We start from the raw sequence: 25,142 nt of genomic DNA, 5'->3' as shown, positions 1-25,142 counted from the left end.
CCCGCAGTTACCTCGGCAGCTCCGCCTCGATCAGGTCGGCCGCCCGGCGCGTCCCGCCCTCCTCGGCCATCTCGGCCTGGATGGCCTTCAGCCGCCGTGCGACCTCCGGGTCGTCGATGAGGGCGAGGGCCGCCGCCCTCAGTACCGCGGCCTTCGCCTCGTCCGCCGGGACGTGCCGGGCCACCCCCAGCCCCTGCAGCATGTCCGCGTTGCCGAACTGGTCCACGGCCTGCGGTACGGCGATCATCGGGGTGGCCGTGGCCAGCCCCTCCTGGCTGCCGCCGGCCCCCGCGTGGGTGACGAACAGGTCGGCCTGCCTCAGGATCGCGAGCTGCGGCACCCAGGACCGCACCTCGACGTTCTCGGGGACGTCCCCCAGCTCGGCGGGGTCGACGTGCTTGCCGACCTGGAGCACCAGGTGCCAGCCGGGCAGGCCGGCGAACGCCTTGACGCACTCCCGGTAGAAGGCCGGCTGCTTGGTGAAGGACGACCCGAGCGACACCAGGACGACCTTCTCGGCCCCGGCGGGCCGCTGCCAGTCGCCCTCGGCGCTCCGGTCGCCCTGGCAGGCCCCGACGAAGGAGTGCACGCTCTCGTCGACCCGGTCGGCGTTCGGCTGGAGCGCCTTGGGGATCAGGACGATGGAGCGGGCGGGACGGCCCCCGAAGTCGTCGGGGTGCATGGTGATCCCGTTCTCCTCCAGCCAGGCGTGGAAGCGGGCGTAGTACGCCTGCCCCCGCTCGGTCTTCTTCGGTTCCTCCCACATCGGCTCGGCGACCTCCTTCTCGTACCCGTCCCAGGCGACGAGGTTCGGTGAGAGGGAGATGACGGGCACACCCCAGCGGTGGCCGAGCACGCGCGCCGGGTAGGAGGTGATGTCGTGCAGCACGAGGTCGGGGGTGTCGCCCTCGTAGGCCTCGATGAGCTGCGGGAGCGCCTGAATGGCGTCGTTCAGGAACGGCTCCACGTTGTCGAGCAGGGTGGTGCCCCAGGCCTCCGGGTCGTCGTCGGGGCCGGGCAGCGTGCTGCTCCACAGCTTGGGCTCGGCGCCGGTCTCGGCGACCTTCTCGGCGAAGAGCGGCGGGATCGCGTACGTGACCCGGTGGCCGCGCGCCACGAGCTCGCGGATCACCTCGAGGCTCGGGTTCACGTGCCCGTGGGCGGCGATGGAGAACATGGCGATGTGTGCGGGGGTGGTCATGAGCCGACCATAGACGAGACGAGACGTCTCGTGCAACCACATTCCGCGTGCCGCTCAGCGCTGGTAGCGGGCCAGGACCAGGTTGCCGTCCCCCTCCAGCCGCTCGCGCAGCTCGTCGAGGCCGATCGCCCCGCTGTAGTACTCCTGGAGCGCGGGGGTGGCGACCTTGTCCTTCCACTCCGGGTAGCCCCGTACCGTCTGCGCGGGGGCCGGGCGCAGATGAGTGGCGAGGGCCGTGCCGGTGGCCCAGCCGTGTTCGGCGGTGTGCAGGGCCGGGTCGGCGAGGGCCTGGCGGCCGGTGGGGAGCATCCAGTCGCCGAGGGCCAGGCGGACCATGTTCCGCGGCTGGAGCAGGAAGTCGAGGAAGGCGACGGCCTCCTTCTTGTACGGGCAGTCCTGGGCGACGGAGAGGGTCTGCGGGCTGACTCCCTGGGTGAGTCCGCCGGTCCCGGCCGGGGCGGGCAGCACCTGCCAGTCGAAGCCCTCCGGCGCCTGCTGGACGATCTGCTGGCGGTAGGAGAAGCCGAGCGGCACCATCGCGTACTTGCCGGCGAAGAAGCCGGGCAGGGTGTCGGAGCCGCCGCTGCCGAGCGTGGTGGGCGAGGCGCTGCGGTCGGTGTTCACCTGCTCGTGGACGGTGCGCGGGACGGTCTCGTCGCCCTCCTCGAAGCGCACGGTCACCTTGCCGTCGGCGCCCCGGTGGAAGAGCCGGCCGCCCGCGGAGAGGGACAGGTTGAGGGTGGCGGAGACGAGCTCCTTGAGCGGCCAGGCGACGCCGTACGTCCCGTCCCCCGCGAGCTCCTTCGTCACCTTCCGGAACTCCGCCCAGCTCCAGGGCTGTTCCGGGGTCGGGACGCGGACGCCGGACTCCTTCAGCCAGGTGGCGTTGGCGATGAGCACGCGCGGTTCCTGGAGGAAGGGGACTCCGTAGACGCCGTCGTCGAAGGTGACGGTCTCCCAGCCGCGGGGCGGGATGTCGGACCTCAGCCGCTCGGGCAGCAGCTCCGTCAGGTCGGCCAGGTAACCGCCGTAGGCGAAGTCGGCGAGGTCGTCGGAGGCGTCATGGATGATGTCGGGGGCCTCGCCGCCCTCGAAGGAGGTGAGGAGCTGGTCGTGGACGCTGTCCCAGCTGCCCTGGACGTACTCCACCTGGACGTCCGGGTGGGTGGCGTTCCACTCCTCGACCAGTTCCTCGGTGGCCTCGACCGACTCCTTCTGCCAGGCCAGGGACTGGAAGCGCAGGGTGACGCGGCCGTCGTCGCGGGTGCCGCCGGAGGAGCAACTCGCGAGGAGCAGGGCGACGGCGAGCGCCGCCACGAGGATTCTGGTCCGCATCAGCTCTTCACCGCCCCGGCGAGCATGCCGCCCGTGATCCGCCGCTGGATGATCGCGAAGACGACCAGGGAGGGCAGCGTCGCGAGGAACGCGGCGGCCGCCAGCGGGCCGAGGTCGGCGACTCCCTCGGCACCGATGAAGTGGGTGAGGACGACCGGCAGGGTCTGCTTCTGAGGGGTCTTGAGCAGGACGAGGGCGAAGAAGAACTCGTTCCACGCGGTGACGAAGGCGAACAGCGCGGTCGCCACGATCCCCGGCGCGAGCAGCGGCGCGGTCACCGACACCAGGATCCGCAGCCGCCCGGCCCCGTCGACGGCCGCCGCCTCCTCCAGTTCGGCCGGCACGGCACGGACGTATCCGGTGAGCATCCACAGGGCGAAGGGCAGCGCCCAGACCACGTAGACCAGCACCAGGCCGGGCACGGAGTCGATCAGCCGCAGGTTCTTCAGCACCAGGAACAGCGGGATGATCAGCAGCACGAACGGGAACGCCTGGCTGACCACCACCCAGCCGGTCGCGGCCCGGGCGAGCGCCGTGCGGTGACGGGCCGTCACGTACGCCATCGGGGTGGCGACGACGACGGCGACGACGGCCGACGCGATTGCGGCGAGCAGGGAGTTGAGGGCGGCCCGCAGCAGTGGCTGTTCGTCGAAGGCCTGGCGGAAGTTGGCGAGGGTGGGGTCCCGGGGGATCCAGGTCGGATGCAGGCCGGCCAGCTCGGTCGGTGGCTTGAACGCGGTGGAGAGCAGCCAGAGCAACGGGAAGGCGAGGAAGACGAGGTACGCGAGCAGTGCGGCGTACTGGCCGACGCGGGCGCCGGTGGAGGTCCTCATGCCGTGTCACCTCCTCGGAGCCGGCCGGCGAGGAAGACGGCCAGCGCGATCGAGATCGCGGCGACCATGACGCAGCCCATCGCCGCCGCGTAGCCGAACTGCCCGTAGCGGAAGGCCTCCTCGTAGGCGAAGAGCATGGGCAGCCGGGTGCGTCCGCCGGGGCCGCCGCTGGTCAGGACGTAGACCAGGGCGAAGGAGTTGAAGTTCCAGATCAGGTTGAGCGCCGTGACGGCGAGGGCGACGGGGCGGATGGCGGGCCAGGTGACCGTGCGGAAGCGGCGCCAGGCGCCGGCGCCGTCGACGGCCGCCGCCTCGTGCAGCTCGCGCGGGGTGTTCTGGAGCCCGGCGAGGAGCGCGACCGTGGTCTGGGGCATTCCGGCCCACACGCCGACGACGATCACCGCGGGCAGGGCGGTGGCGAGCCCGCTGAGCCAGTCCCGGCCGTCCCCCAGGCCGAGGTCGCGCAGTGTCTCGTTGAGGAGGCCGGCGTCCGGGTTGTAGACGATCCGCCACATGATGCCGACGACTACCTCGGGCATCGCCCAGGGGACGATCGCCAGGGCGCGGGCCAGCCAGCGCAGCTTCAGGTCCTGGTGGAGCAGCAGGGCGAGGCCGAGCGCCAGCAGGAACTGGGGCACCGTCACCCCGACGGCCCACACCAGGCCGATGCGGAACGACTCCCAGAACAGCGTGTCGTGCAGCAGGTCCTGGAAGTTGAGGGTGCCGATCCACCGGGTCGGCTCGGTGCGGCCGGACTGGGCGTCGGTGAAGGCCAGCAGGATGCCGTAGAGCAGCGGGCCGACGCTGAGGACGAGGATCGGGATCAGTGCGGGCAGCACCAGGAACCACGGGCCGTGGTCGACGGCCCGTCCGGCCCTGCGGCGCGGACCGGGCGCGCGGGGCGCCGGTCTCCTCACCTCGGTCACCGATGTCACGGAATCAGCCCCTTTGCGCGGCGCGGGTGGGCCAGGTCATGGTCGTGAAGACGTCCTGCCTCGTCAAGGCACCGCGCACACCGCCGCCACCTGTGCGAATGCGACACTGGCCGGCGAATGGCCGGTTACCGGCGGTCGGACGGGACCGGCGGTCGGACGCGCATGGACACGGAGGCGGACGGATGGACGAGGCACGGGCACGGGACGTGCTGGCGGCGGCCGGGGTGCTGCCCGGCGCGGCGGCGGACGCGCGGCTGCTCTCCCTCGGGGAGAACGCGGTGTTCGCCGCCGGCGGCCTGGTCGTCAAGGTGGGCCGGGACTCCGAGCTGCTGGAGCGGGCCCGCCGGGAGCTGGCCGTCGCGGGGTGGCTGGCAGAGGAGGGCGTGCCGGCGGTGCGGACGGCCGAGCCGGAGGCGCTGCTGGTCGACGGGCACCCGGTGACCGTGTGGCACCGGCTGCCGGAGGCGGTACGGCCCGCCGGCCCCCGGGATCTGGCCGAACTGCTGCGGCTGGTCCACGCACTGCCCACTCCCCCCTTCGGTCTTCCGCCCCGCGAACTGCTGGGCGGCGTGGAACGCTGGCTGCGGCTGGCGGGCGACGCCATCGACCCCGCGGACGCGGCGTATCTGCGCGAGCGGCGCGACGGCTTCGCGTCGGCCGCGGCGGCGCTGACGCCCGAGCTGCCGCCGGGCCCCGTCCACGGGGACGCGCTGCCCCGCAATGTGCACGTCGGGCCGGACGGGCCGGTCCTGGTCGACCTGGAGACCTTCTCGGCCGACTTGCGCGAGCACGACCTGGTGGTCATGGCCCTCTCCCACGACCGCTACGGGCTGCCGGACGAGGCGTACGCGTCCTTCACCGCCGCCTACGGCTGGGACGTGCGGGCCTGGGAGGGCTGCTCGGTGCTGCGCGGCGCGCGGGAGACCGCCAGCTGCGCCTGGGTCGCCCAGCACGCGCCGGGCAACCCCAAGGCGCTGGCCGAGTTCCGCCGCCGGGTGGCGTCGCTGCGGGACGGGGACGAGACCGTGCGCTGGTATCCCTTCTGACCTCCGTCCCTCCGACCTCCGCCCCTCTGGCCTTCGGGCCGCCCGGCGCGTCAGACCCGCTCGCCCGCCGGCTCCCGCAGCGGCCAGGTGCCGTCGATCACCGCGGTGGCATCGCCCTTGCGGCGCAGGAAGTCCTGGAAGTCCGCCGCCCACGCGGCGTACCACTCGATCTGGCGGCGGTGCAGCTCCGCCGGGTCGAGGGCCGCCACCTTGGGGTGGCGGTCGGCTATCGCGCAGGCCAGCCGGGCCGCGGCGAGGGCGTCGGCGGTCGCGTCGTGCGCCGTGTCGAGGACGACGCCGTACTCCGTGCAGACCGCTTCGAGGTTGCGCTTGCCGCGCCGGTAGCGGTCGACGGAGCGGTCGATGGTGTACGGGTCGATGACCGGTCCGGGGTCGGCGCCGTCCAGGCGGTCGCGCAGGGACGGCAGCCCGTACCGCCGCAGTTCGGCGGAGAGCAGGGAAAGGTCGAAGGCCGCGTTGTAGGCGACGACCGGGACGCCTTTCCTCCAGTGGGCGGTGAGGGCGTCGGCGATGGCGTCGGCGACCCGGTCCGCGGGGCTGCCCTCGGCGGTCGCCCGCTCGTTGCTGATGCCGTGCACGGCCACCGCGTCCTTCGGGATCGGTACGCCCGGGTCGGCCAGCCATTCCCGGCGGCCCCCCGCCTCCCCCGCCCTGACCTCGATCACGGCCCCCGTGACGATCCGTGCCTCGTGCGGATCGGTACCCGTCGTCTCCAGGTCGAAGCCGATCAGCAGCTCGCGGTGCCAGCCCATGGGCCGTCCCCCTTCTGTGTGGTGCGTTCCCCCAGTGGTTCCCACCTTCGCACGCGCCACTGACAATCGGAGGATCGAGCTCCGCCCACAGGCCCCGACCAGGGACGTTCACGACACCGGGCGCGAATCCGTCCACATCGTCTCGAACTCCTCGCGGTACGTGGGGAACAGCCCGCCTTCCTCGACCTCGCCCGGTTTGACCACCTTGACCCCGTTGCGCAGGACCAGCACCGGCGCCTCCATGCCCCGGGCCCGGCGCAGGTGGTTCTGCACGACCGCGACGCCGTCCGAGCCGTCCCCGTCCACGAGGTAGGCGGTGCAGCGGGGCGTCTCGTCGTAGACCTGGATCTCGAAGGCGCCGGGGTCGCGCAGCCGGGAGCGGACCCGGCGCATGTGCAGGATGTTCATCTCGACACTGCGGCCGAGCTCGCCTCGCTTGAGTCCGAGCTCCCGCTCGCGGCGCTTGACCGCGCTGGAGGCGGGGTTCAGGAACAGCAGCCGCACCCGGCAGCCGGACTCCGCGAGCCGCACCAGACGGCGCCCGGAGAAGTTCTGCACCAGCAGGTTGAGGCCGATGCCGAGGGCGTCGAGCCGGCGGGCCCCGCCGAAGATGTCCTCGGCCGGGAACTGGCGCAGCAGCCGCACCCGGTCGGGGTGGACGGCGACCACGTCGGCGTACCGGTCGCCGACCAGGTCCTCGACCGCGTCGACGGGCAGCCGGCGCGCGGACGGCACGTCGCCGCCGGCGCCGAGCATCTCGAGGAGCCGCGCGGAGGCCCGCTCGGCCTGGCTGAGCACCGCCTCGGACAGCGCGCGGTTGCGGGAGACGACGTTGCGGGTGACCTCCAGCTCGTCCAGGGCGAGTTCGACGTCCCGGCGGTCGTCGAAGTACGGCTCGAAGCAGGGCCAGTGCGCCACCATCAGCTCGCGCAGCTGCGGCAGGGTGAGGAAGGACAGGACGTTGTCGTCGGCCGGGTCGAGCAGATAGCCCTTGCGGCGGCTCACCTCGCGCACCGCGGCCGCGCGCTGCACCCACTCCTGTCCGGTGGGCCCGGCGGCGGCGACCACCCAGTCGTCGCCGTGCACGGGCTCGTAGACGGGGCGCAGGACGGCGGCCACGACCGCGCGCAGCCGCTGCTCGACGAGGTTCAGCCAGATGTAGGCGCGGCCGGCCCGCTGGGCGCGGGTGCGCACCTCGCGCCAGGCGTCGGCGTCCCAGTCCAGCTCCGGCCCGATCGAGCCCGCGTCCATCGGCCGTGCCAGGGACACCGCACCGGGCGGGACGCCCGTGGAACCACTCCCCTCGTGACCGTCGTCACCCGGGGGCAGTTCCAGCCCTCCCGCGCCCACCCGCGTACCGCCTTCCGCTCCCCCGAGCACTCCCGTCCCGACGATCAAGGAGAGTACTCCGCCAGCGGCGCACGGTGCAGCCCGATGGACAGGGTCGTTTCCCAACTTCCCGTATTCACGGGACCGTTCCGTTCCGAGGACGCCCGGGAGTGAGCGGATTCATAGCAAGATCGACGGCGGGCGGAGGTCATCGGACCCGGGGGCCTGGGTAGAAGGTGGTTCCCACCCTTTCGAGGAGACTTCGCAGAGACACGGAAACACTCGGAGCCAAGGCGCCCCACCGGCGCCGTACACCTGAAAGAGTCGTATCCATGCAGGTCTGGCCTGGCGAGGCGTATCCGCTCGGTGCCACGTACGACGGCGCCGGAACGAATTTCGCGGTCTTCACGGAGGCCGCGGACCGAGTGGAGCTGTGTCTGCTGCACGACGACGGCTCCGAGACCGCGGTCGAACTGCGCGAGAGCGACGCGTTCGTCCGGCACGCGTACCTGCCCGGGGTCATGCCCGGGCAGCGGTACGGCTTCCGTGTGCACGGGCCGTACGCCCCCGAGCGGGGGCTGCGCTGCAATTCGGCGAAGCTGCTGCTCGATCCGTACGCGCGTGCGATCAGCGGGGAGATCGACTGGGGCGAGGAAGTGTACGGCTACCACTTCGACGACCGTGACCGGCGCAACGACCTCGACTCGGCGCCGCACACGATGACGTCGGTCGTGGTCAATCCGTACTTCGACTGGGGCGACGACCGGCGCCCCCGTACGGAGTACCACCACACGGTGATCTACGAGGCCCACGTCAAGGGCCTCACCATGCGCCACCCGGGGCTGCCGGAGGAGCTGCGCGGCACCTACGCGGCCCTCGCGCACCCGGCGGTGATCGAGCACCTGACCGGGCTGGGGGTGACGGCGCTGGAGCTGATGCCGGTACACCAGTTCGTCAACGACCACCGTCTGGTGGACATGGGCCTGAACAACTACTGGGGCTACAACACGATCGGTTTCTTCGCCCCGCACAACGCCTACGCGTCCTGGGGCGACCGGGGCCAGCAGGTGCTGGAGTTCAAGTCGGCGGTGAAGGCGCTGCACGAGGCCGGGATCGAGGTGATCCTCGACGTGGTCTACAACCACACCGCCGAGGGCAACCACCTGGGCCCCACGCTGTCCCTCAAGGGCATCGACAACCCGTCGTACTACCGGCTGACCGACGACCCCCGGTACTACATGGACACGACGGGCACGGGGAACTCGCTGCTCATGCGGTCCCCGCACGTACTGCAAATGATCATGGACTCGCTGCGGTACTGGGTCACCGAGATGCACGTCGACGGGTTCCGCTTCGACCTGGCGGCGACCCTCGCGCGGCAGTTCCACGAGGTGGACCGGCTGTCGTCGTTCTTCGACCTGGTGCAGCAGGACCCGGTCGTCTCCCAGGTGAAGCTGATCGCCGAGCCGTGGGACGTCGGCGAGGGCGGCTACCAGGTGGGCAACTTCCCGCCGCTGTGGACCGAGTGGAACGGCAAGTACCGCGACACCGTGCGGGACCTGTGGCGGGGCGAGCCGCGCGCGCTCGCGGAGTTCGCCTCCCGGCTGACCGGCTCCTCCGACCTGTACCAGGACGACGGGCGCCGCCCGCTGGCCTCGATCAACTTCGTGACCTGCCACGACGGCTTCACCCTGCACGACCTGGTGTCGTACAACGACAAGCACAACGAGGCCAACGGCGAGGACAACCGGGACGGCGAGAGCCACAACCGGTCCTGGAACTGCGGCGCCGAGGGCGAGACCGACGACCCGGACGTGCTGCGGCTGCGGGCCCGGCAGATGCGCAACTTCATCGCCACGCTGATGCTGTCCCAGGGCGTGCCGATGCTCAGCCACGGCGACGAGGTGGCCCGCACCCAGCGCGGCAACAACAACGCCTACTGCCAGGACAACGAGCTGGCCTGGCTGGACTGGCCGGACGACGACGAGGAGGACGTCCGCAGGCAGCTGCTGGAGTTCACCCGCGCGATGGTGTGGCTGCGCAAGGACCACCCGGTGTTCCGGCGGCGCCGCTTCTTCCACGGCCGGCCGGTGGAGGGCACCCACGACGACCTCTCCGACATCGCCTGGTTCACCCCCGAGGGCGCGGAGATGACCCAGCGGGACTGGGACTCGGCGCGGGCGTCGGCGCTGACGGTGTTCCTCAACGGCAACGCGATCTCCGAGCCCGGTCAGCGCGGGGAGCGCATCACGGACGACTCGTTCCTGCTGATGTTCAACGCCTCGCCGAAACCGCTGGACTTCGTGGTGCCGGTGGATCATGGGCGGCAGTGGGAGGTGGTCGTGGACACGGCCCGTGCGGAGGGTGTTCCGCCGGGGAGCGGGCCGAAGGTGGCGGCCGGTACGCGGCTGACGCTGACGGATCGCAGCATGACGGTCCTGCGACGGCCGGTGTAGCCGTCGGTGTCGTCGCCCCCGCCGCCCCTTCCCGTTCCCCGGGGGCGCTGCTCCCGGACCCCCGCTCCTCAAACTCCCCCAGAGGGGGTACCCCCAGAGGGGCTGAATCTCAGCCTCTCCGGCGTTTGAGGAGCGGGGTCTGGGGCGGAGCCCCAGGTTCGGGACGGGAAGGGGCGGCGGGGGCGAAGAAACATCCCACCCGTACCCCGAACGGAGGAACACCCCATGATCCCGCCCACGGCCACCTACCGCCTGCAACTGCAACCCGGCTTCCCCTTCCAGGCCGCGGCGGACGCCGTACCGTACATCGCCTCGCTCGGCGTGTCCCACCTGCACCTGTCCCCCGTCCTGGAAGCCGTCCCCGGCTCACAGCACGGCTACGACGTCGTGGACCACACGCGCGTGCGCGAGGAACTCGGCGGCGAGAGCGGCCTGCGGGAGCTGGCGCGCACCGCGCGGGAGCACGGGCTCGGCCTGGTCGTGGACATCGTCCCGAACCACATGGCGATGTCCCCGCGCCACAACCGGGCCCTGTGGGAGGTGCTGCGCGAGGGCCCCGAGTCGCCCTACGCGCGGTGGTTCGACATCGACTGGGAGGCGCGGGGCGGCCAGGTGCTGCTGCCGGTGCTCGGGGGACCGCTCGGCCAGGAGGCCGGGCACCTGAAGACCGACGGCGACGTGCTGCGCTACCACGACCACGCGTTCCCGCTGCGCGAGGGGACGGCCGGGCTGCCGCTGCCGGAGCTGCTGGACGCGCAGTGGTACCGCCCCGTGTGGTGGCGCCTGGCGCGGACCGAGCTGAACTACCGGCGGTTCTTCAGCATCTCCGAGCTGATCGGGGTGCGGGTGGAGGACCCGGAGGTGTTCGAGGCCACGCACGCCAAGATCCTCCAGCTGCTCCGGGAGGGCGTGGTCGACGGGCTGCGCGTCGATCACCCCGACGGGCTGGCCGACCCCGACGGCTATCTGCGGCGGCTGCACGAGGCCACGGGCGGCCGGTGGACGGTGGTGGAGAAGATCCTCTCCGACGGCGAGCCGCTGCCGGCCTCCTGGCCGGTCGCCGGCACCACCGGCTACGACGCCCTGCGGCACGTGGACGGGCTGTTCACCGACCCGGCGGGGTTCGGGGAGCTGCTCGGCCGGTACCGGCGGTTCGCGGCCCCGCAGACGGACCGGGGCGGCGACTGGGACGCCACGGTGCGGCGGGCCGCGTACAAGGTACTCACGCACGAACTGGCCGCCGAGGTGGACCGGCTGACCCGGGTCGCGGACCGGCTGTGCGCGACCTCGCCGGAGCCGGCGCTGCGCGACCGCGCGCCCTGGGCGCTGCGCACCGCCCTCCAGGAACTGCTGGTACGGCTGGAGGTGTACCGCCCGTACGACTCCGTGGACGCGTCCGCGGTGGTCACCGAGGAGGCCGCCGCCGAGGCCCGGCTCGCCTTCGCCGTCCCCGAGGAGGCCGGGGCGGTGGACGTCGTACGGGACCTGGTGCTCGGGCGGTACGGGGACGGCGCGGAGCACGTGGAGTTCCGTACGCGGTTCGCGCAGACCGCGTCGGCGCTGCGGGCCAAGTCCGTGGAGGACACGGCGTTCTACCGCTACGTGCCGTTGCTGTCGGCGACGGAGGTGGGCGGGAACCCCGGTGACCCGGCGGTCTCCCCGGAGCGGTTCCACGCGTACTGCGCGCACGTGCAGCGCGACTGGCCGTCGACCGGGACGGTCGTCTCCACGCACGACACCAAGCGCAGTGCCGACGTGCGGGCGGCGCTGCGGGTGCTCACCGAGTGCCCGGAGCGCTGGGCGGACCTCCTGGCGGAGGTCACCCGCGCGGGCGAGGACGTCCCGGACGCGCAGCTGGCGTGGGCGGCCTGGCAGACGGTGTTCGGACTCGGCCCGGCGGAGGAGGAACGGGTACGGGGGGCGCTGCTGAAGCATGTACGGGAGGCGGGCCTGTACACGAGCTGGACCGAGCAGGAGCCGTCGTACGAGGAGGCGGTGACGCGGTTCGTGGCGGCGGGGCCGTGCGGGGTGCCGGGCGAGCGGGTGGCGGCGCTGCGCGCCTCGCTGGAGACGCACATCCGGGCGAACGTCCTGGGCACGGCGCTGGTCCACCTGACGATGCCGGGGGTGCCCGACCTCTACCAGGGCACGGAGCACGAGTACCGGGCACTGGTCGACCCGGACAACCGACGGGCCGTGCGGTTCGCGGGCGGCGGGGACGACGGGAGCGGCGAGGAGAAGGAGGCGGTGACGCGGGCGGCGCTGCGGCTGCGGGCGCGGCGGCCTGACGTCTTCGGCGACACGGCCTCGTACGAACCGCTGTCCGCCGAGGGGCCCGCGGCGGCGCACTGTCTGGCCTTCACGCGCTCCGGTGCGGTGCTCACCGCCGTGACCCGGCTGTCGCTCCGGCTGGCGGAGGCGGGCGGCTGGCGCGACACCCGCCTGCCCCTGCCGCCGGGACGGTGGGCCGATGTGCTGGGGACCGGACGGGAGTTCGGCGGGCACGCGCGCCTGGCGGAACTGCTCGGGCGCTCACCCGTGGCGCTGCTGGAGCGGCTCCCGGACTGAACGTCCTTGACGCCACCTGCCCGCCGTGGAGTCCCGCGCCATGCGGATTCGGGTGGTGACGGGGGGAGGTGGGTCCGCTGCTGGAGCCGCGCTGTCCGACGGTGGCCGAACGGGTCTCCGCCGCCCGCGTGCCGGCCGCCGGGACGCCCGGTCCGTGCGTTCCGCGGCAGGTGGGGGTCTCCCGCGCGGGCCGGCCGTCGCACCTGCCTGTGTGTCGGCCCGGCCCGCACGCCGCCCGCCGACGGCACGCGGGCGCCTGTGGGGGAGCGTGGACGCGTTCGCGCGCCGGGCGCCGCGGGAGAGCGACGCGGGGCGGCGGCCCGCCCGGAGGGGCTGATCGCGTACTGGAGCGCCGCGTTCGCCGGGTGGTGGTGGACCATCAGGTCGAACACCGGTCCCGCGCGATGCCGGCGGCGGCCCAACACGCCCGCGAGCAGGCCGGCCGACAGCACCGCGCGACACCGCCGCGGGCGGCGCTACGCCTCGTCCAGGGCGAAGACCGAGCCCGTCCGGGCGGTCAGCACGCAGGTGTTCGAGAAGGTCCCGGTGTACTCGACGGCCCGTCCGCGCCACTTCCCTTCGGCGTGGGCGGTCACCGGGACGTAGTCCGGCGGGCAGTTGACCTGCTTCGCCGGGATGTCGGCGATGTGCCCGTCCGCCGCGGCCAGCTCCGCGCAGGCGGCGTCGGCGTACCGGTGGCCCCCGGGCGGGTCGCACCGCAGCACGGTGCCGCCCTGCTCGGCGGACCGCGCCCCTCCGTGGCTGACCGTGAGCCTCAGCCAGTTGTCCTCGGCCTCCTCGGCGAAGTGCCCGGCACCGGCCCTCGCGGGCACCGCGCACGCGAGCAGGACGAGGGCGGTGACCAGTCCCGCCCGTACCGTTTTCACTGAGATGTGTGTCATTCCCGGTACATCGGCACGACGGTGTCCGGACCCCACCCCGGCTCACCCGAACGGAAGGCTTCGCGTCCGGCCAGCCCGAACACGGCGAGGACGACCCGCGCCTGGTACTCGGCCTGGCGTGCGACCGCGATCCAGCGCGCCCCGAACACGTCCCGGCAGTCGGCGCACCGCGCGTCGATGAGCCGGTCCAGCTCCGGCAGCGCCCCGGCCGGGTCGTGCCCGGAGCGCGTCACCAGCTGGTGCAGCAGCCCGGCGGTGCGCAGGGCCAGCCGCCGTCCGGAGAGGCGCAGGGCGGCGAGGCGGGCGGTGGTCATGGGCGGCAGCGGATGAGCAGAATCGTTCCCTCGGTCGGGATCCCACGCGTCGGCGAGCCCCGGGCAGACCAGGAGGTAGTCGTCGACCGGGGCGAGCAGCCGCGCCGCGTCGGGTACGCCGGCGAGATACGGCCGGATCCGGTTCGTCAGGCCCGCCAGCAGCAGGGTGTCCTGGCGCAGGGTGCGGCTGACGGACCGCAGCTCCGCCTCCACGCCGGCGTACGGGGAAGCGTCCCCGACGTCCGTCACCCCCCACATGGGTGCCTCGACGACCGCGGTGACGGTGCCGTACCCGTGCGGGTGGAACCACGTCGACTCGACGGCGGCCTCGGTGATGGCGGCGGCGAGGTCGCGGCGGCGCGGGGGCGGGATGCGGTAGACGGCGGGGCCGAGTCCGGGCCAGTACAGGGCGTCGTAGGCGCCGAGCTCGCGCGGGACGCCGAGGCGGGCGGCGATGCCCGCGACCCGCCGGTCGAGGCCGGGCAGGTCACGGGTGAGCTCGACGAAGCCGCCGCCGACGTCGACGCCGTGCAGGGAGCACTGGAGGAAGGGCCGCAGTTCGTCCTGGAGGGCGAGCAGGGCACGGGTCTCGGGCAGCGCGGCGGCGGCCGCGCCGTCGGGCAGCCATTCGGGTTGTTCCAGGAAACCGGGCCGGAAGAAGTTCCGGAAGTGGTGGCCGAGGACGTAAGGGCCGGTCAGCCAGCGCTCGTTGCGGCGCAGTCCGTCGGGGTCGAGGCAGAGCAGCAGGTTCCAGGTGGCGTCGGCGCCCTCGGTGAGCCGGGGGTCGGCCAGGGCGCGCTCGGCCAGCCGCAGCACGGTGGCGCCGCCCACCGGCTCGTTGGCGTGCGGCCCGGCGACGACGAGGGCCTGGCGGCTGCCGTGGCCGACGCTGAGCAGCCACAGGGGGGTGCCCGCGCGGGAGACGCCGACACGGCGCAGACGGGCGTCGTGGGGATGCCGGGCGACGAGGGCGGCGGCCCGCGCGCCCAGTTCGTCGACGGTCGGGTAGTGCGGGAGGGGCGGCAGGACACACCTCCACGGAGCGGCGCCGTCGTTTCACCGGGAGTGCGTGGTGTACACACAGTCAGTCACGACTTCGGGGGTACGTCAACACCTCGACGATCGCCGGGATTTCGCCGGGGACCGCCGGGTGTCAGTGTGTCGCGAGCCGGTAGGTGATCTGCCCGAAGCCGATCTGGTCGCCCTCGCGGACGACGGCCGCGCCGACCACCCGGCGCCCGTTCACCGTGGTGCCGTTGGTGGAGCCGAGGTCCCGCAGCACCCAGAGGCCGCCCTGGTGGCGGAGTTCGGCGTGCACGCGGGAGACCGTCTCGTGGCTGAGCCGCAGCCCGCTGCCGGGATCACGGCCTATGCGCAGGGGGTGGCCGGTCGCCGGGTGCGGCAGCAGCAGCTTGGGGAGCTTCTCGGCCTGCCAGGCCCGGCGCAGCCGCACGGTGAATCCGGAGACGGCCTCCACGGTGCCGAACACCAGGCGGGAGAAGCGGCTTTCCCGCGGGAGGTCGGCGATGAGCCCGGCGAGTTCGTCGGAACGGCGCGCCACGAGCGCGAGTTCCATCCGCCGGACGAACGTGTCGTGGGACAGGCGGCCCATGGCGACACCGTCCCGCAGCACGCTCAGCGCCTTGTCGCGCTCCGCGTCGGAGGGCCGCGCGGGGTACGTGTGGAACTCGAAGGACGACGTCACGCCGCCGATTGTCGGTCAGTGACGGCCGGGCTGTCCAGAAAGCGGGGAAACGGCCGCACGCGTGGGCCCGCCCGGCGACACCTGCCGCAAAAGGGCGGATCCACCGGCGAATTGATCTCCCATGGAGCACGATGGACGGGCTACATCACGGTGAGCAGACGAAGGGGAACCGTCCGTGCAGTTCGAGGTGTGGGCACCGCAGGCCGGCCGAGTGACGCTCGAGTGCGACGGCGTCACGCGCGCGTTGGAACGCGATCCGCAGCGGGAGGGGTGGTGGCGGGGGGAGGCCGAGGCGCACGACGGCTCCCGGTACGGCTTCGCGCTGGACGGCGGTCCCGTCCTGCCCGATCCGCGCTCGCGCCGGCAGCCGGACGGCCCGGACGGCCTGAGCGCCGTCGTCGACCACGACCGGTTCGCCTGGCGCACGGAGTGGACGGGGCGCCCGCTGCCCGGCGCGGTCCTGTACGAGCTGCACGTGGGCACGTACACGCGCGAGGGCACCTTCGACGCCGCCGCCGAGCGGCTCGGCCATCTCGCGCAGCTGGGCGTGACCCATGTGGAGCTGATGCCGGTGTGCCCGTTCCCCGGCCGGCACGGATGGGGGTACGAAGGGGTCTCGCTGTGGGCGGTGCACGAGCCGTACGGCGGACCCGAGGGACTGAAACGGTTCGTCGACCGGGCCCACGCCCTCGGCCTCGGCGTCGTCCTGGACGTCGTGCACAACCACCTGGGGCCGTCCGGGAATTACCTGCCGCGGTTCGGGCCGTACTTCACGGACACCCATCACACCCCGTGGGGGGCGGCGGTCAACCTGGACGCGCCCGGCTCCGACGAGGTGCGCGCGTTCCTCGTGGACAGCGCGCTGGCCTGGCTGCGGGACTACCGGATCGACGGGCTGCGCCTCGACGCGGTCCACGCGCTGGTGGACACGCGCGCGTGCCACTTCCTGGAGGAGCTGTCCGGGGCCGTGGACGCCCTCGCCGCCGACACCGGCCGGCCCCTCTTCCTGATCGCCGAGTCGGATCTGAACGACCCCAGGATCGTCCGGCCCCGCGCGGAGGGCGGCTTCGGACTGCACGCACAGTGGAACGACGACTTCCACCACGCCCTGCACACCGCGCTGACCGGTGAGGCGCAGGGCTACTACGCCGACTTCGCGCGCGCCCCGTTCGCGGCCCTCGCCAAGACGCTCACCGGCGGCTTCTTCCACGACGGGACGTACTCCAGCTTCCGGGGCCGGCACCACGGCCGCCCCCTGGACCGCAACCGGGTGGCCGGGCACCGGCTCCTCGGCTACGGCCAGACCCACGACCAGGTCGGCAACCGCGCCCAGGGGGACCGGCTGGCCGCCCTGGTCTCCCCCGGCCTGCTGGCCTGTGCGGCGGCCCTCACGCTGACCGCTCCCTTCACCCCCATGCTGTTCATGGGTGAGGAGTGGGCGGCGGGCACGCCCTGGCAGTTCTTCACCGACCACACCGACCCGGAACTCGCCAAGGCGGTGAGCGACGGCAGGCGCCGGGAGTTCGCTGCGCACGGCTGGGCCGAGCAGGACGTGCCCGACCCGCAGGACCCCGCCACCCGTGACCGCTCCTGCCTCGACTGGTCGGAGCCGGAACGCGAGCCCCATGCGCGCGTGCTGTCCTGGTACCAGCTCCTGATCGCCCTGCGCCGGGAACAGCCGGACCTCACCGACCCCGACCTCGGCGACACCAAGGTGGCTTACGACGAGGAGCGCCGCTGGCTGGCCTTCCGGCGGGGGGACGTCCGGGTCGCGGTGAACCTCGGCGCCGAGCCGGTGGCGATCCCCCTGGGCGTCCCCGGGGCGCGCGTCCTCGCGGCGTGGGAGCCGGTGGAGACTCCGGGCGCGGACGGGGTGCTGCGGCTGCCGGGCCGTTCGGCGGTCGTCCTCCTCCAGGACTGAGGACCGCCCGGCACCCGCGAAGGCCACCACACGCCTGCCCCGGCCCCGAGCCCGGCCCCGCTTCAGGACTGGGAACGGGACCGCGGCCAGGGCGGGATCAAGACCGGGAACGGTCCGGGTTCGAGACCGGGTCCGTGGCCGGGACCAGGACCGGGACCAGGACCGGGACCGGGACCAGGACCGGGACCATGGCCGGAATCGTGGCCGGAACCGGATCAAGACCGTGGCCGAGGCCGGGTCAAGACCGGCAACGGTCCGGGGCTGGGAACGGGTCTGTGGCCGGGTTCGAGTCCGGAACCAGGTCCGGGAACGGGACCGGTCCAGGAACCGGGTGGCTCCGGAGCGGTCTCGCCGGTGGTCGGGGCGGGTGGGGCGCGTCATGGCCGGGGCTCTCCGGGGATCGTGCCGGGCGGGCCCTCTACGGCGTGTCGTCCGCGCGGCCGAAGTCCGTCACCCTTTCCAGCATGATCGGCTCCCAGGCGCGGCCCAGCCGGGTACGCGGGACGGACGGCGGGACGGTGGTGCTGCCGGTGAGGGACTCGGCGAGGCGGAGCACGGAGTCGCAGCGGGCCAGCCACAGGCCGCGCAGACACGGGCGGGCCCCGTAGCCGGCGAGGGTGGCGGCACGTACGGCGGCCGGGGCGCCCACGGCGAGCGCGAGGCCCGCGATGTCCTCGGCGGGGTCGCCGACCACCGCCGCGTCCCAGCCGAGGACGCCGCGCACCCTGCCGTCCGTGCTCACCACGAGGTGTCCGCCGGTGAGGGCGTGGTGGACGAGAACGGCCGTGCCGGGCTGGACGGCGAGCTGGACCGCGGCGGGCGCGGTGAGCTGGTTCATCCGGGCCGGGTCGAACTCGTCGGCCTCGGCGAGCCGCCCGGCGGCCTCCGCGGCGGCCCGGCGCAGGGCCTCCAGGGAGCGCGCGGGGACGTGCGGCACGCCGAGCGTCTCCGCCTGTCGCACCGGCACCTCCCGCAGCCCCGTGAGCAGCCCCGCCAGGTCGGCCTCACCGACGGCGGAGACGGCGTGCTCCTCCCCCGTGCCACCGGCCAGCCGGGTGTCCAGGCTGCAGAACAGACCGGGCGCCCACTCGCCGTGCGCCACGGCGGACGGCAGCGCGACCGGGACGTGCGGGCGGACGAGGTCGCGCAGCCGCAGCTCGCGGCGGCGGCGCACGCTCGCCTCACGGTCCGGGGCGAGGCGCAGCACATGGCGGGTGCCGACCCACCAGGTGGCGGGCCCGGCGCCCGCGGAGGCGGGCCGGACGTCGGGGTCCGCGGCGGAATCCGCGCCGCCGCCCTTGCCGCCGCCCTTCCCGCTGTCCTGCAGCAGGGAGCGGGCCAGTCGGCGGACGGTGTCCGCGGTGGGTGTCGGTGCCTGGGTCATGATCGCGCCGTTGCCGTTCGGGGAGGCGGGGAGGGGTCGAGGGGGCCGTTCAGTCCACTATGACCATCTCCCGCGTGGTGTTGTTCAACCGCCGTCCGCCGTCCTCGGTCACGGTCACGATGTCCTCGATGCGCACGCCGAACCGGCCGGGCAGGTAGACGCCGGGTTCCACGGAGAAGCACATGCCGGGGACGAGGGGCCGCTCCTCGCCCTCGATCATGTAGGGCGGCTCGTGCGTGGTGACGCCGATGCCGTGCCCGGTGCGGTGGATGAAGTACTCCCCGTACCCGGCGTCGGCGATGACCGCGCGGGCGGCGCGGTCGACCTCCTGGCAGGCGACTCCGGGCCGCACCGCGCGGAAGCCCGCCTCCTGAGCCTCGCGCACGAGGTCGTGCACCCGGCGCTCCTCGTCGATGGGTTCGCCGACGTGGACGGTGCGGGAGGTGTCGGAGCCGTATCCGTCCTTGAGGCCGCCGAAGTCGAGGACGACCATGTCGCCGCGTTCGATGACGCGGTCGCCGATCTCGTGGTGCGGGTTGGCGCCGTTGGGTCCCGAGGCGACGATCGTGAAGTCGACCTGGGAGTGTCCGAACCGGCGCAGCAGGGCGGCCAGGTCGGCGGCGACGTCGGTCTCGCGGCGGCCGGCGAAGGCGACGTTCCTGATCTCCTCGAAGGCCGCGTCCGCCGCGGCCCCGGCGGCGGCCAGGAGCTCCAGCTCCGCCGCGTCCTTGACGGCGCGGAGCATCGGCAGGGCCTCGGTGAGGGAGGCGTACGAGGTGCCGGGCAGCGCCTTCTGCAGGCCCAGCAGGTGCATGGCCCAGGCGTTGTCGCTGATGCCGAACCGTCCGTCCGCGTCCAGCAGGGCGGCGGCGGTGGCGTAGGGGTCCTTGCCGTCGGTCCAGTCCCGCAGGGTGAGAGCGGAGGCGCCGGGGGCGCGCTCGGCGTCCGGGGCCTCCAGGGTGGGGACGACGAGCACGGGGTCCCGGCCGGCCGCCAGGACCAGCAGGGTGAGCCGCTCGGTGACGGCGGTGGGGGCGTAGCCGGTGAGCCACACCAGGTCGGGGCCGGGTGCCACGAGCAGCCCGGCGAGCCCGGCGTCGGCGGCCTGCCGCGCCGCACGCTCCATGCGGGCCTCGTAGTCGTCGGCGGTGAAGGACGCGGGCACGGCGCCGGTCATTCGGGGGCCTCCCAGGGCGACAGCGGGTTACGGGCAGCATCCTGCCCGGCGGGCGGGGGCGGCGCGAGCCGGTTCGCCGTGTCCGCCCCGCGACCCGCCGACCCACGCCCCGCACCCCGCCACGGCCGGTGTCCGAGCGCTCCCCTTCCGTGCACGGGGCCCCTCCGGGTACGGGACGGCGAGGGCCGGCCCACCGGTCTCCCCGGCGTGGTCACGTGACGATACCGGGGACGGCCGTCAGCTGCTGGTAGCCGCCGCCACGGTGGCGCACCGTCAGTCTCACCTCGTCTCCCGGTCGGGCCCGGGAGACGGCGCGTGCCAGGTCGGCGGCCGAGTCGACGCGGGCGGTGCCGAAGACGAGGAGGACGTCACCGGGCACGAGACCGGCCGAGGCCCCCGGACCGGGCACGTGCACGGCGACGACCAGCGCCCCGGGTCTCCTGTCGTCGGCCACCTCCACGCCGAGCCTGGTGACCACGGGCACGGGCGGGGCGGACCGCGGTGCCGGTGCCGGGGCCGCCCCGGCCTGCCGCTTCGGCCCGGCGAGCCCGCCCGTGCCGACGACCGTGGCCCCCACCGCCCCCAGCCCGGCTCCCGCGAGCACCAGGACCGTCCCCGCCAGCACTCCGAGCAGCACGGCCACCGGCCGCCGGCGCCCGGGGCGCCTGCCGGGCGGGCCGGAGCCCGGCCCGCCCCGGGATCCGCCGTCTCCACCCCCGCCCCCGTCACCGGGCATCGGCCTGGGCCGTAACGGGGTCTGTTCCATGGTTCGCCTCCGCGGCAGTGCGGTCGGTGCACGCTGTACGCGCTGTGCTGGCAGTGCTGGGCGTCAGACGGGGACCGGCGGTGCCGGTGCGCGGTCCGGGAGGAAGCCGTGGACCCGGCCGGACAGGTACTCGTCCTTGTACCGGTCGACGCTGCGGTGCCAGTTGAGGATGCCCGCCATCCAGTTCCGCAGGTCCGTCACATAGCCCCGCATGATCGCCCGCGCCTCGTCCGACAACTGGAAGTCGTCGTAGACGACGGGCAGTTCGTGCTCCCCGACGTGCTCGAACTGGCGCATGCGCTGGTTCATCAGGTCCTGCACCACGGGGAGCGCCGTCGGATAGTCGACGCCGAAGAAGTTCTGCACGACGAGGACCGCGTTGTGCATCTCGCCCTCGAACTCGATCTCCTTCTGGTACGAGAAGATGTCGTTGAGGAGGCACGCGTAGTCGATCGCCGCGTTCTCCAGGGAGCGGACGGGACCGCTGCGGTAGACCTCCGGCGGTACCGCCGGCCCGTGTCCGGCGCGGCAGAGCCCCAGGGTGAGGTCGGAGCCGAAGGTGGCGCGCCGCATCTCCAGGTAGTCCACGGGGTCCGGGACGCGGTTCTGGATCTGGTTGGACAGCTCCCACACCCAGGCCTCGGTCATCGTGTCGACGGCCGCCCGCAGGGGGCGGCGCTCGTCGGGTGTCATGCCGGCCGTGGTGCGTGCCCACAGGTCGATCAGGGACCGTTCCATGGCGTTGACGGGCGGCGGCGGGACCTCGCCCGCGTCGAGGGGCATGCAGGCCGACAGGCGGGCCGTGGTCAGCCGGGCGGCGGCCAGATCGCGGCGGTGGCCGTAGACGAGGGGGTAGTAGTCGTCGCCGTAGGTGCCGAAGGCCAGCCAGCCGGAGGCGAGGTCGAGCTGCTCCTGGGTGGCGTCCGGGTCGAGGCCCGCCGCGCACAGGGGCAGGTCGCAGCTCTCGAGCTTGTCCTCGTCCCAGACGCCTTCACCGAGGATGCCCATCCGCCGCGACCACTCCAGCAGGTGCCGCCGCGCGCCGTCGAGCGCGGGGCTGAGCTCCAGCGGGAACGGCATGCGGATGTCGGGGATGATCGACGGGCCGACCTTCCGGTACGGCACGTGCGTGTAGGAGCGCAGCCGCTCGGCCCCCGCTCCGGCGAGGAGCGCGCCGACGTCGGCGGCGGACGTGCCGGGGCCGGTCGGGGACTGCCAGGGGGAGGTTGACCGGGCGCCCTCGTTCATGTAGCGGCTGGAGCGCAGGTGCCATTCGTGGCCGCCGGACTGCCAGTCCTGCAGGCCCTTGGTGTACGCCCCGATCGCCGCGGTCTCGGCCGGGGTGAGCCCGTTCTCCAGCGCGACGGCGGGGACTTCGGTGAACGCGGTGTGCTCGAACTGGTGGAGCCGCGAGGTGAGGACGTCGCCCACGATGTCGGCGGCCTCCTGGGTGGTGCAGCCGAAGAAGGTCTCCAGGACGAGCACTCCGTTGCTGAGTTCGCCCTCGTCCTCGACCTCCCGCTGGTAGGAGAACAGGTCGTTGCGCAGGTGCACGGCGTCGGAGAAGGTCTCCATCAGCACCCGCAGCGGCCTGGTCCCGGCGACGGCGGCGGGCACTTCGGCGGTGGCGTACTCCACGAGCCCGGCGGACCAGGGGGCGCCGCCCACCTTGCGGCGCATCTCGATGTATTCGACGGGGTTGGCGATCCGCCCCTCGTTGATGTTGGACAGCTCCCACATCGACTCGTTGAGGAGGTGTTCGGTGGCGCGGGCGAACCGGCGGCGCCAGCCGGCGGACATCGCCGGCACGGTGCGCGCCCACAGGTCGGCGAGGCCCGCCTCGACCGGGTTCTCCGGTTCGGGCACGGGAGCCGCCGGGTCGAGCGGCATGAACAGCGGCAGCCGGTCCAGGTGGGCCTTGCCTGCGGCACGGTCCTGGGTGCGTTTGAACTTCTCCAGGAAGTGGTCGTCGAAGAAGAAGACCCACACGTACCAGTCGGTGATGAGCGAGAGGGCGGGCCCGTCGCAGTCGGGATGGGTGTAGGCGCAGAGCAGGCCGTAGTCGTGCGCGTCGAGGTCGGCCTGCTCCCAGACCCCGCTGCCTTCCAGCATGCCCATGTCGCGCGCCCAGTCGGTCGAATGGGCGCGGGCCTCGTCGACGTGCGGATTGAGCCGCGCGGGATGCGGCAGGTAGAAGTGCGGGAGTTCGAACGGTTGCGTCATGGCCGGGGGCTACCCGCGGCCCGGTGGCGGCATCCGCAGACCGGGACGTGATCACACCATCGCGTGAACAGTGCCCGGTTCGGGAGTTCCCGGCCTATGTCCGGACCTGGATCAGCGCGTGGGTGCCGCCGGTGCGCCAGCGCTGCTCCTCCGCCGCGACCAGTGCCGCCTCGGTGCCGGCGGTCAGACCGGTGATCACGTCGGACTTCAGGGTGCGCAGGGCGGCGACCGGGCCCGGGAAGTAGGCCGTGACCTCCGCGAACGGGGTGGTCGGGGGCCAGTACCGGTCGCCCACGAGGCGACGGTAGTTGAGGTCGCCCTTGACGACGGTGAGCGCGGCGGCGGCGAAGTCCGCGCGCAGGTCGTCCGGCATGTCCTCGTACGGCAGCGGCGCGCAGGAGAACGGGTGGGCGCGGAGGGTGAGCCGGCCGTCGGTGAGGGCGGCCCACAGGCCGCGGCCGTACTCGGCCGCCGTGCCCTCGGCACCGGTGAGCCGGCGCACCGCGTCGACGACGTCGGCGGTGGTGGCGTCGGAGACGTAGTACGGGTACGGCTTGACGTGCAGCACCGCGCGGGCGATCCGGCCGTGCGCCAGCAGGTGGGCGATGAGCAGCAGGTCCGGGACGAGTTCGCGGCCCGCGTTGTCGGCGACCAGGCACAGCGTGCCCGCGGGGGAGGCGCCGAGCAGGGACCACAGCCGTTCGCTGTCGTCGGCCACCAGGGCGGGTACGGCGGCCGTCTCCTCCGCTCCCCCGGTGGACAGCCGGAAGCCGAGGTCGGCGCGGTTGCCCCACAGGGAGCCGTGCAGCAGGGCGCGGGCCCGTTCGTCCGCCGGGCGTGCGGCGAGGTCGTCGAGCGCGGCGAGTTCCTCGTCCGTGGCGGGCGAGTCGAGTTCGGCGAGCTTGGCGGGGCGGAACGGGTCGATGCCCTGCCAGGGGCCGGGGGTGAAGTAGCCCACCGCGTGCAGCAGTCGGCGGTAGAACCAGCTCTCGGACCACAACCACGGCACGTCGTACCAGGAGCGGCCGGCGTAGGCGTCCATCCCCCAGGTCTCCCAGTGCCGCCGGTCGTGCGCGTCGGCGGGGAGGGGTTCGATCGTGCCCCCGGCGCAGTCGGCGAGCAGGGCGTCGAGCGCGCGGTGCTGCTCGGGCCCGTACGGGAAGGTCTCGCGTACCTGCCGGATGATCGCGGGGTGCCGCTCGGTCAGCACGCTGTGCGGGAAGGTGCCGGGCTCGTCGGCGACGATGACGGGCGCGGTGGGGTGGTCGGACATGCGGCTCACCGTAACGCGCGCCGATGGTCGCGCGCCGCGGGTCACACCGGCGCGCTCTCGCGTTCCAGCCGTGCGGCCAGGCTGAGGTAGCGGGCGCGCCGGGTGACGGGGACCAGGCCCCGGATGAGGATCTGCCACATCTCGGCCGTACGGCGGGGCTGCCGGGCGACGGATTCACGGAAGTGGCCGACGACGCGGGTGCCGACGAAGAAGCAGACCAGGGAGTGCGCCACGACGTCGATGTCGACGTCCGGGTGGACGTCGGACTCCTTGACGGCGCCGAGGAGCCGGGTCGTGACGATGTCCAGCCACTCGGTGAAGGGGTGGCTCAGCGGGGGGCGCGGGCGGGTGCCGCCGGTGGCGAGCCGCAGTCCGGCCCTCAGGACGGGGTCCTCGGCCGACATCCTGGCTATGCAGAAGGTGAGGCGCATCAGCGCCTCCAGGGAGGTGTGTCCCCGCGTCCCGGTGTCCCGGGCCAGTCGGCGGCTGGTCGCGGACTGGAGTTCCAGGATGGCGTGGGCGAGGTCCTCCTTCGCGGCGAAGTGGAAGTAGAGGGCCCCCTTGGTGACCTGGGCGTGCTCGACGATGTCGCTGAGACTGGTCGATTCATAGCCCTGCCGGTCGAACAGCTCGGCGGCGGCCGTGATGATCGTCGCGCGGGTCTGCTCGGCGCGTACCTGCCTCGCCATCGCCTGAACTCCTCAGCCGGAAAGGAACGGTCCGTGCTGTTTACCTTCACTCCAGGTACACGATAACTCACACTGCGATGAATCCGATCACGCGGCCGCCCCACCGGACTTGAACACATCGGGCAAAGCGAACGCCCCCTCGGAAAGAAAACAGCGCGTTTGGTATCCGGGTGTGCCGGGTGAGGGGCACAAGGGAACGGCGGGGGGGGGGGGGGGGCGCCCGGCCCCCCCCCCCCCCCCCCCCCCCGGGGGGGGGGGGGCGGGCCCCCCCCCCCCGGGGGGGCCCCCCGGGGGGGGCGGCGGCGGGCCCCC

General features: G+C 73.4%; 19 protein-coding genes. 4 read left to right on the top strand and 15 right to left on the bottom strand.

Annotation, left to right across the window (positions count from 1 at the left end; genetic code table 11):
- Positions 1-7 precede the first annotated feature (7 nt).
- The 4 genes from mgt to ACH5AO_RS33910 are packed head-to-tail and all read right to left on the bottom strand — an operon-like array spanning position 8 to position 4,304.
- Positions 8-1,243, bottom strand: coding sequence for a macrolide-inactivating glycosyltransferase (mgt, locus tag ACH5AO_RS33925; RefSeq protein ID WP_398931479.1), 1,236 nt, complete (start codon positions 1,241-1,243; stop codon positions 8-10).
- Between the two features lie 12 nt (positions 1,244-1,255).
- Positions 1,256-2,536, bottom strand: a complete 1,281-nt coding sequence (locus ACH5AO_RS33920; RefSeq protein ID WP_398931477.1) for an ABC transporter substrate-binding protein — start codon at positions 2,534-2,536, stop codon at positions 1,256-1,258.
- On the bottom strand, positions 2,536-3,369 hold the full coding sequence (locus ACH5AO_RS33915; protein WP_398931475.1) for a carbohydrate ABC transporter permease: 834 nt from the start codon (positions 3,367-3,369) through the stop codon (positions 2,536-2,538). The genes ACH5AO_RS33920 and ACH5AO_RS33915 overlap by 1 nt, the downstream gene beginning before the upstream one ends.
- Positions 3,366-4,304, bottom strand: coding sequence for a carbohydrate ABC transporter permease (locus ACH5AO_RS33910; RefSeq protein WP_398931473.1), 939 nt, complete (start codon positions 4,302-4,304; stop codon positions 3,366-3,368). Before ACH5AO_RS33910 ends, ACH5AO_RS33915 begins: the two co-directional genes overlap by 4 nt.
- 182 nt (positions 4,305-4,486) lie before the next feature.
- Between ACH5AO_RS33910 and ACH5AO_RS33905 the strand changes: the two genes are divergently transcribed.
- Positions 4,487-5,350, top strand: coding sequence for a phosphotransferase enzyme family protein (locus ACH5AO_RS33905; RefSeq protein ID WP_398931471.1), 864 nt, complete (start codon positions 4,487-4,489; stop codon positions 5,348-5,350).
- Between the two features lie 50 nt (positions 5,351-5,400).
- On the opposite strand, the gene ACH5AO_RS33900 is transcribed toward ACH5AO_RS33905, so the two are convergent.
- Both ACH5AO_RS33900 and ACH5AO_RS33895 read right to left on the bottom strand, forming a co-directional pair.
- Positions 5,401-6,123 (bottom strand): 3'-5' exonuclease, encoded by a 723-nt coding sequence (locus tag ACH5AO_RS33900; protein ID WP_398931469.1) that lies wholly within the window; start codon positions 6,121-6,123, stop codon positions 5,401-5,403.
- Positions 6,124-6,231: 108 nt separating this feature from the next.
- Entirely contained in the window at positions 6,232-7,503 is a 1,272-nt protein-coding gene (locus ACH5AO_RS33895) for an SAV2148 family HEPN domain-containing protein (protein WP_398931562.1), read from the bottom strand.
- 281 nt (positions 7,504-7,784) lie between these two features.
- On the opposite strand from ACH5AO_RS33895, the gene glgX reads away from it, so the two are divergent.
- Both glgX and treY read left to right on the top strand, forming a co-directional pair.
- Positions 7,785-9,908, top strand: coding sequence for a glycogen debranching protein GlgX (gene glgX, locus ACH5AO_RS33890; RefSeq protein ID WP_398931467.1), 2,124 nt, complete (start codon positions 7,785-7,787; stop codon positions 9,906-9,908).
- 225 nt (positions 9,909-10,133) lie between these two features.
- Positions 10,134-12,476 (top strand): malto-oligosyltrehalose synthase, encoded by a 2,343-nt coding sequence (gene treY, locus ACH5AO_RS33885; protein WP_398931465.1) that lies wholly within the window; start codon positions 10,134-10,136, stop codon positions 12,474-12,476.
- 476 nt (positions 12,477-12,952) lie between these two features.
- On the opposite strand, the gene ACH5AO_RS33880 is transcribed toward treY, so the two are convergent.
- From ACH5AO_RS33880 to ACH5AO_RS33870, 3 genes are all read right to left on the bottom strand, one after another.
- Positions 12,953-13,363 carry an SSI family serine proteinase inhibitor gene (locus ACH5AO_RS33880; RefSeq protein WP_398931463.1) on the bottom strand — a complete coding sequence of 137 codons (411 nt, stop codon included), beginning with the start codon at positions 13,361-13,363 and terminating at the stop codon, positions 12,953-12,955.
- Between the two features lie 11 nt (positions 13,364-13,374).
- Positions 13,375-14,718: a M14 family zinc carboxypeptidase gene (locus tag ACH5AO_RS33875; protein ID WP_398931560.1), complete on the bottom strand. Its 1,344-nt coding sequence runs from the start codon at positions 14,716-14,718 to the stop codon at positions 13,375-13,377.
- 127 nt (positions 14,719-14,845) lie between these two features.
- The gene (locus tag ACH5AO_RS33870) at positions 14,846-15,397 is read right to left on the bottom strand and encodes an FHA domain-containing protein (protein ID WP_398931461.1); all 552 of its coding nucleotides are present in this window, start codon (positions 15,395-15,397) and stop codon (positions 14,846-14,848) included.
- A gap of 175 nt (positions 15,398-15,572) precedes the next feature.
- Here ACH5AO_RS33870 and treZ point away from each other — a divergent pair, with 175 nt between their 5' ends.
- Positions 15,573-17,318, top strand: a complete 1,746-nt coding sequence (treZ, locus tag ACH5AO_RS33865; protein ID WP_398931459.1) for a malto-oligosyltrehalose trehalohydrolase — start codon at positions 15,573-15,575, stop codon at positions 17,316-17,318.
- Between the two features lie 418 nt (positions 17,319-17,736).
- Here treZ and ACH5AO_RS33860 read toward each other — a convergent pair whose 3' ends face one another.
- The 6 genes from ACH5AO_RS33860 to ACH5AO_RS33835 all read right to left on the bottom strand — a co-directional run bounded on the left by ACH5AO_RS33860 (position 17,737) and on the right by ACH5AO_RS33835 (position 24,830).
- Positions 17,737-18,702, bottom strand: a complete 966-nt coding sequence (locus tag ACH5AO_RS33860) for an aminoglycoside phosphotransferase family protein (protein WP_398931457.1) — start codon at positions 18,700-18,702, stop codon at positions 17,737-17,739.
- Positions 18,703-18,751: 49 nt separating this feature from the next.
- Positions 18,752-19,879: an aminopeptidase P family protein gene (locus tag ACH5AO_RS33855; protein ID WP_398931455.1), complete on the bottom strand. Its 1,128-nt coding sequence runs from the start codon at positions 19,877-19,879 to the stop codon at positions 18,752-18,754.
- Between the two features lie 211 nt (positions 19,880-20,090).
- Complete coding sequence (locus ACH5AO_RS33850; protein WP_398931453.1) at positions 20,091-20,522, bottom strand: PDZ domain-containing protein; 432 nt, start codon at positions 20,520-20,522, stop codon at positions 20,091-20,093.
- A 186-nt stretch (positions 20,523-20,708) separates the two neighbouring features.
- Positions 20,709-22,868: a germacradienol/geosmin synthase Cyc2 gene (cyc2, locus tag ACH5AO_RS33845; protein WP_398931450.1), complete on the bottom strand. Its 2,160-nt coding sequence runs from the start codon at positions 22,866-22,868 to the stop codon at positions 20,709-20,711.
- Between the two features lie 94 nt (positions 22,869-22,962).
- Positions 22,963-24,141 carry a damage-control phosphatase ARMT1 family protein gene (locus ACH5AO_RS33840; protein ID WP_398931448.1) on the bottom strand — a complete coding sequence of 393 codons (1,179 nt, stop codon included), beginning with the start codon at positions 24,139-24,141 and terminating at the stop codon, positions 22,963-22,965.
- Between the two features lie 41 nt (positions 24,142-24,182).
- Positions 24,183-24,830, bottom strand: coding sequence for a ScbR family autoregulator-binding transcription factor (locus tag ACH5AO_RS33835; RefSeq protein ID WP_398931446.1), 648 nt, complete (start codon positions 24,828-24,830; stop codon positions 24,183-24,185).
- Between the last annotated feature and the right edge of the window lie 312 nt (positions 24,831-25,142).

The organism is Streptomyces sp. NPDC018964, assembly GCF_044390325.1.
Classification (GTDB): domain Bacteria; phylum Actinomycetota; class Actinomycetes; order Streptomycetales; family Streptomycetaceae; genus Streptomyces.
Note: the sequence above shows the minus strand (reverse complement) of the source record. Positions and strands in the feature narration are given on the sequence as shown.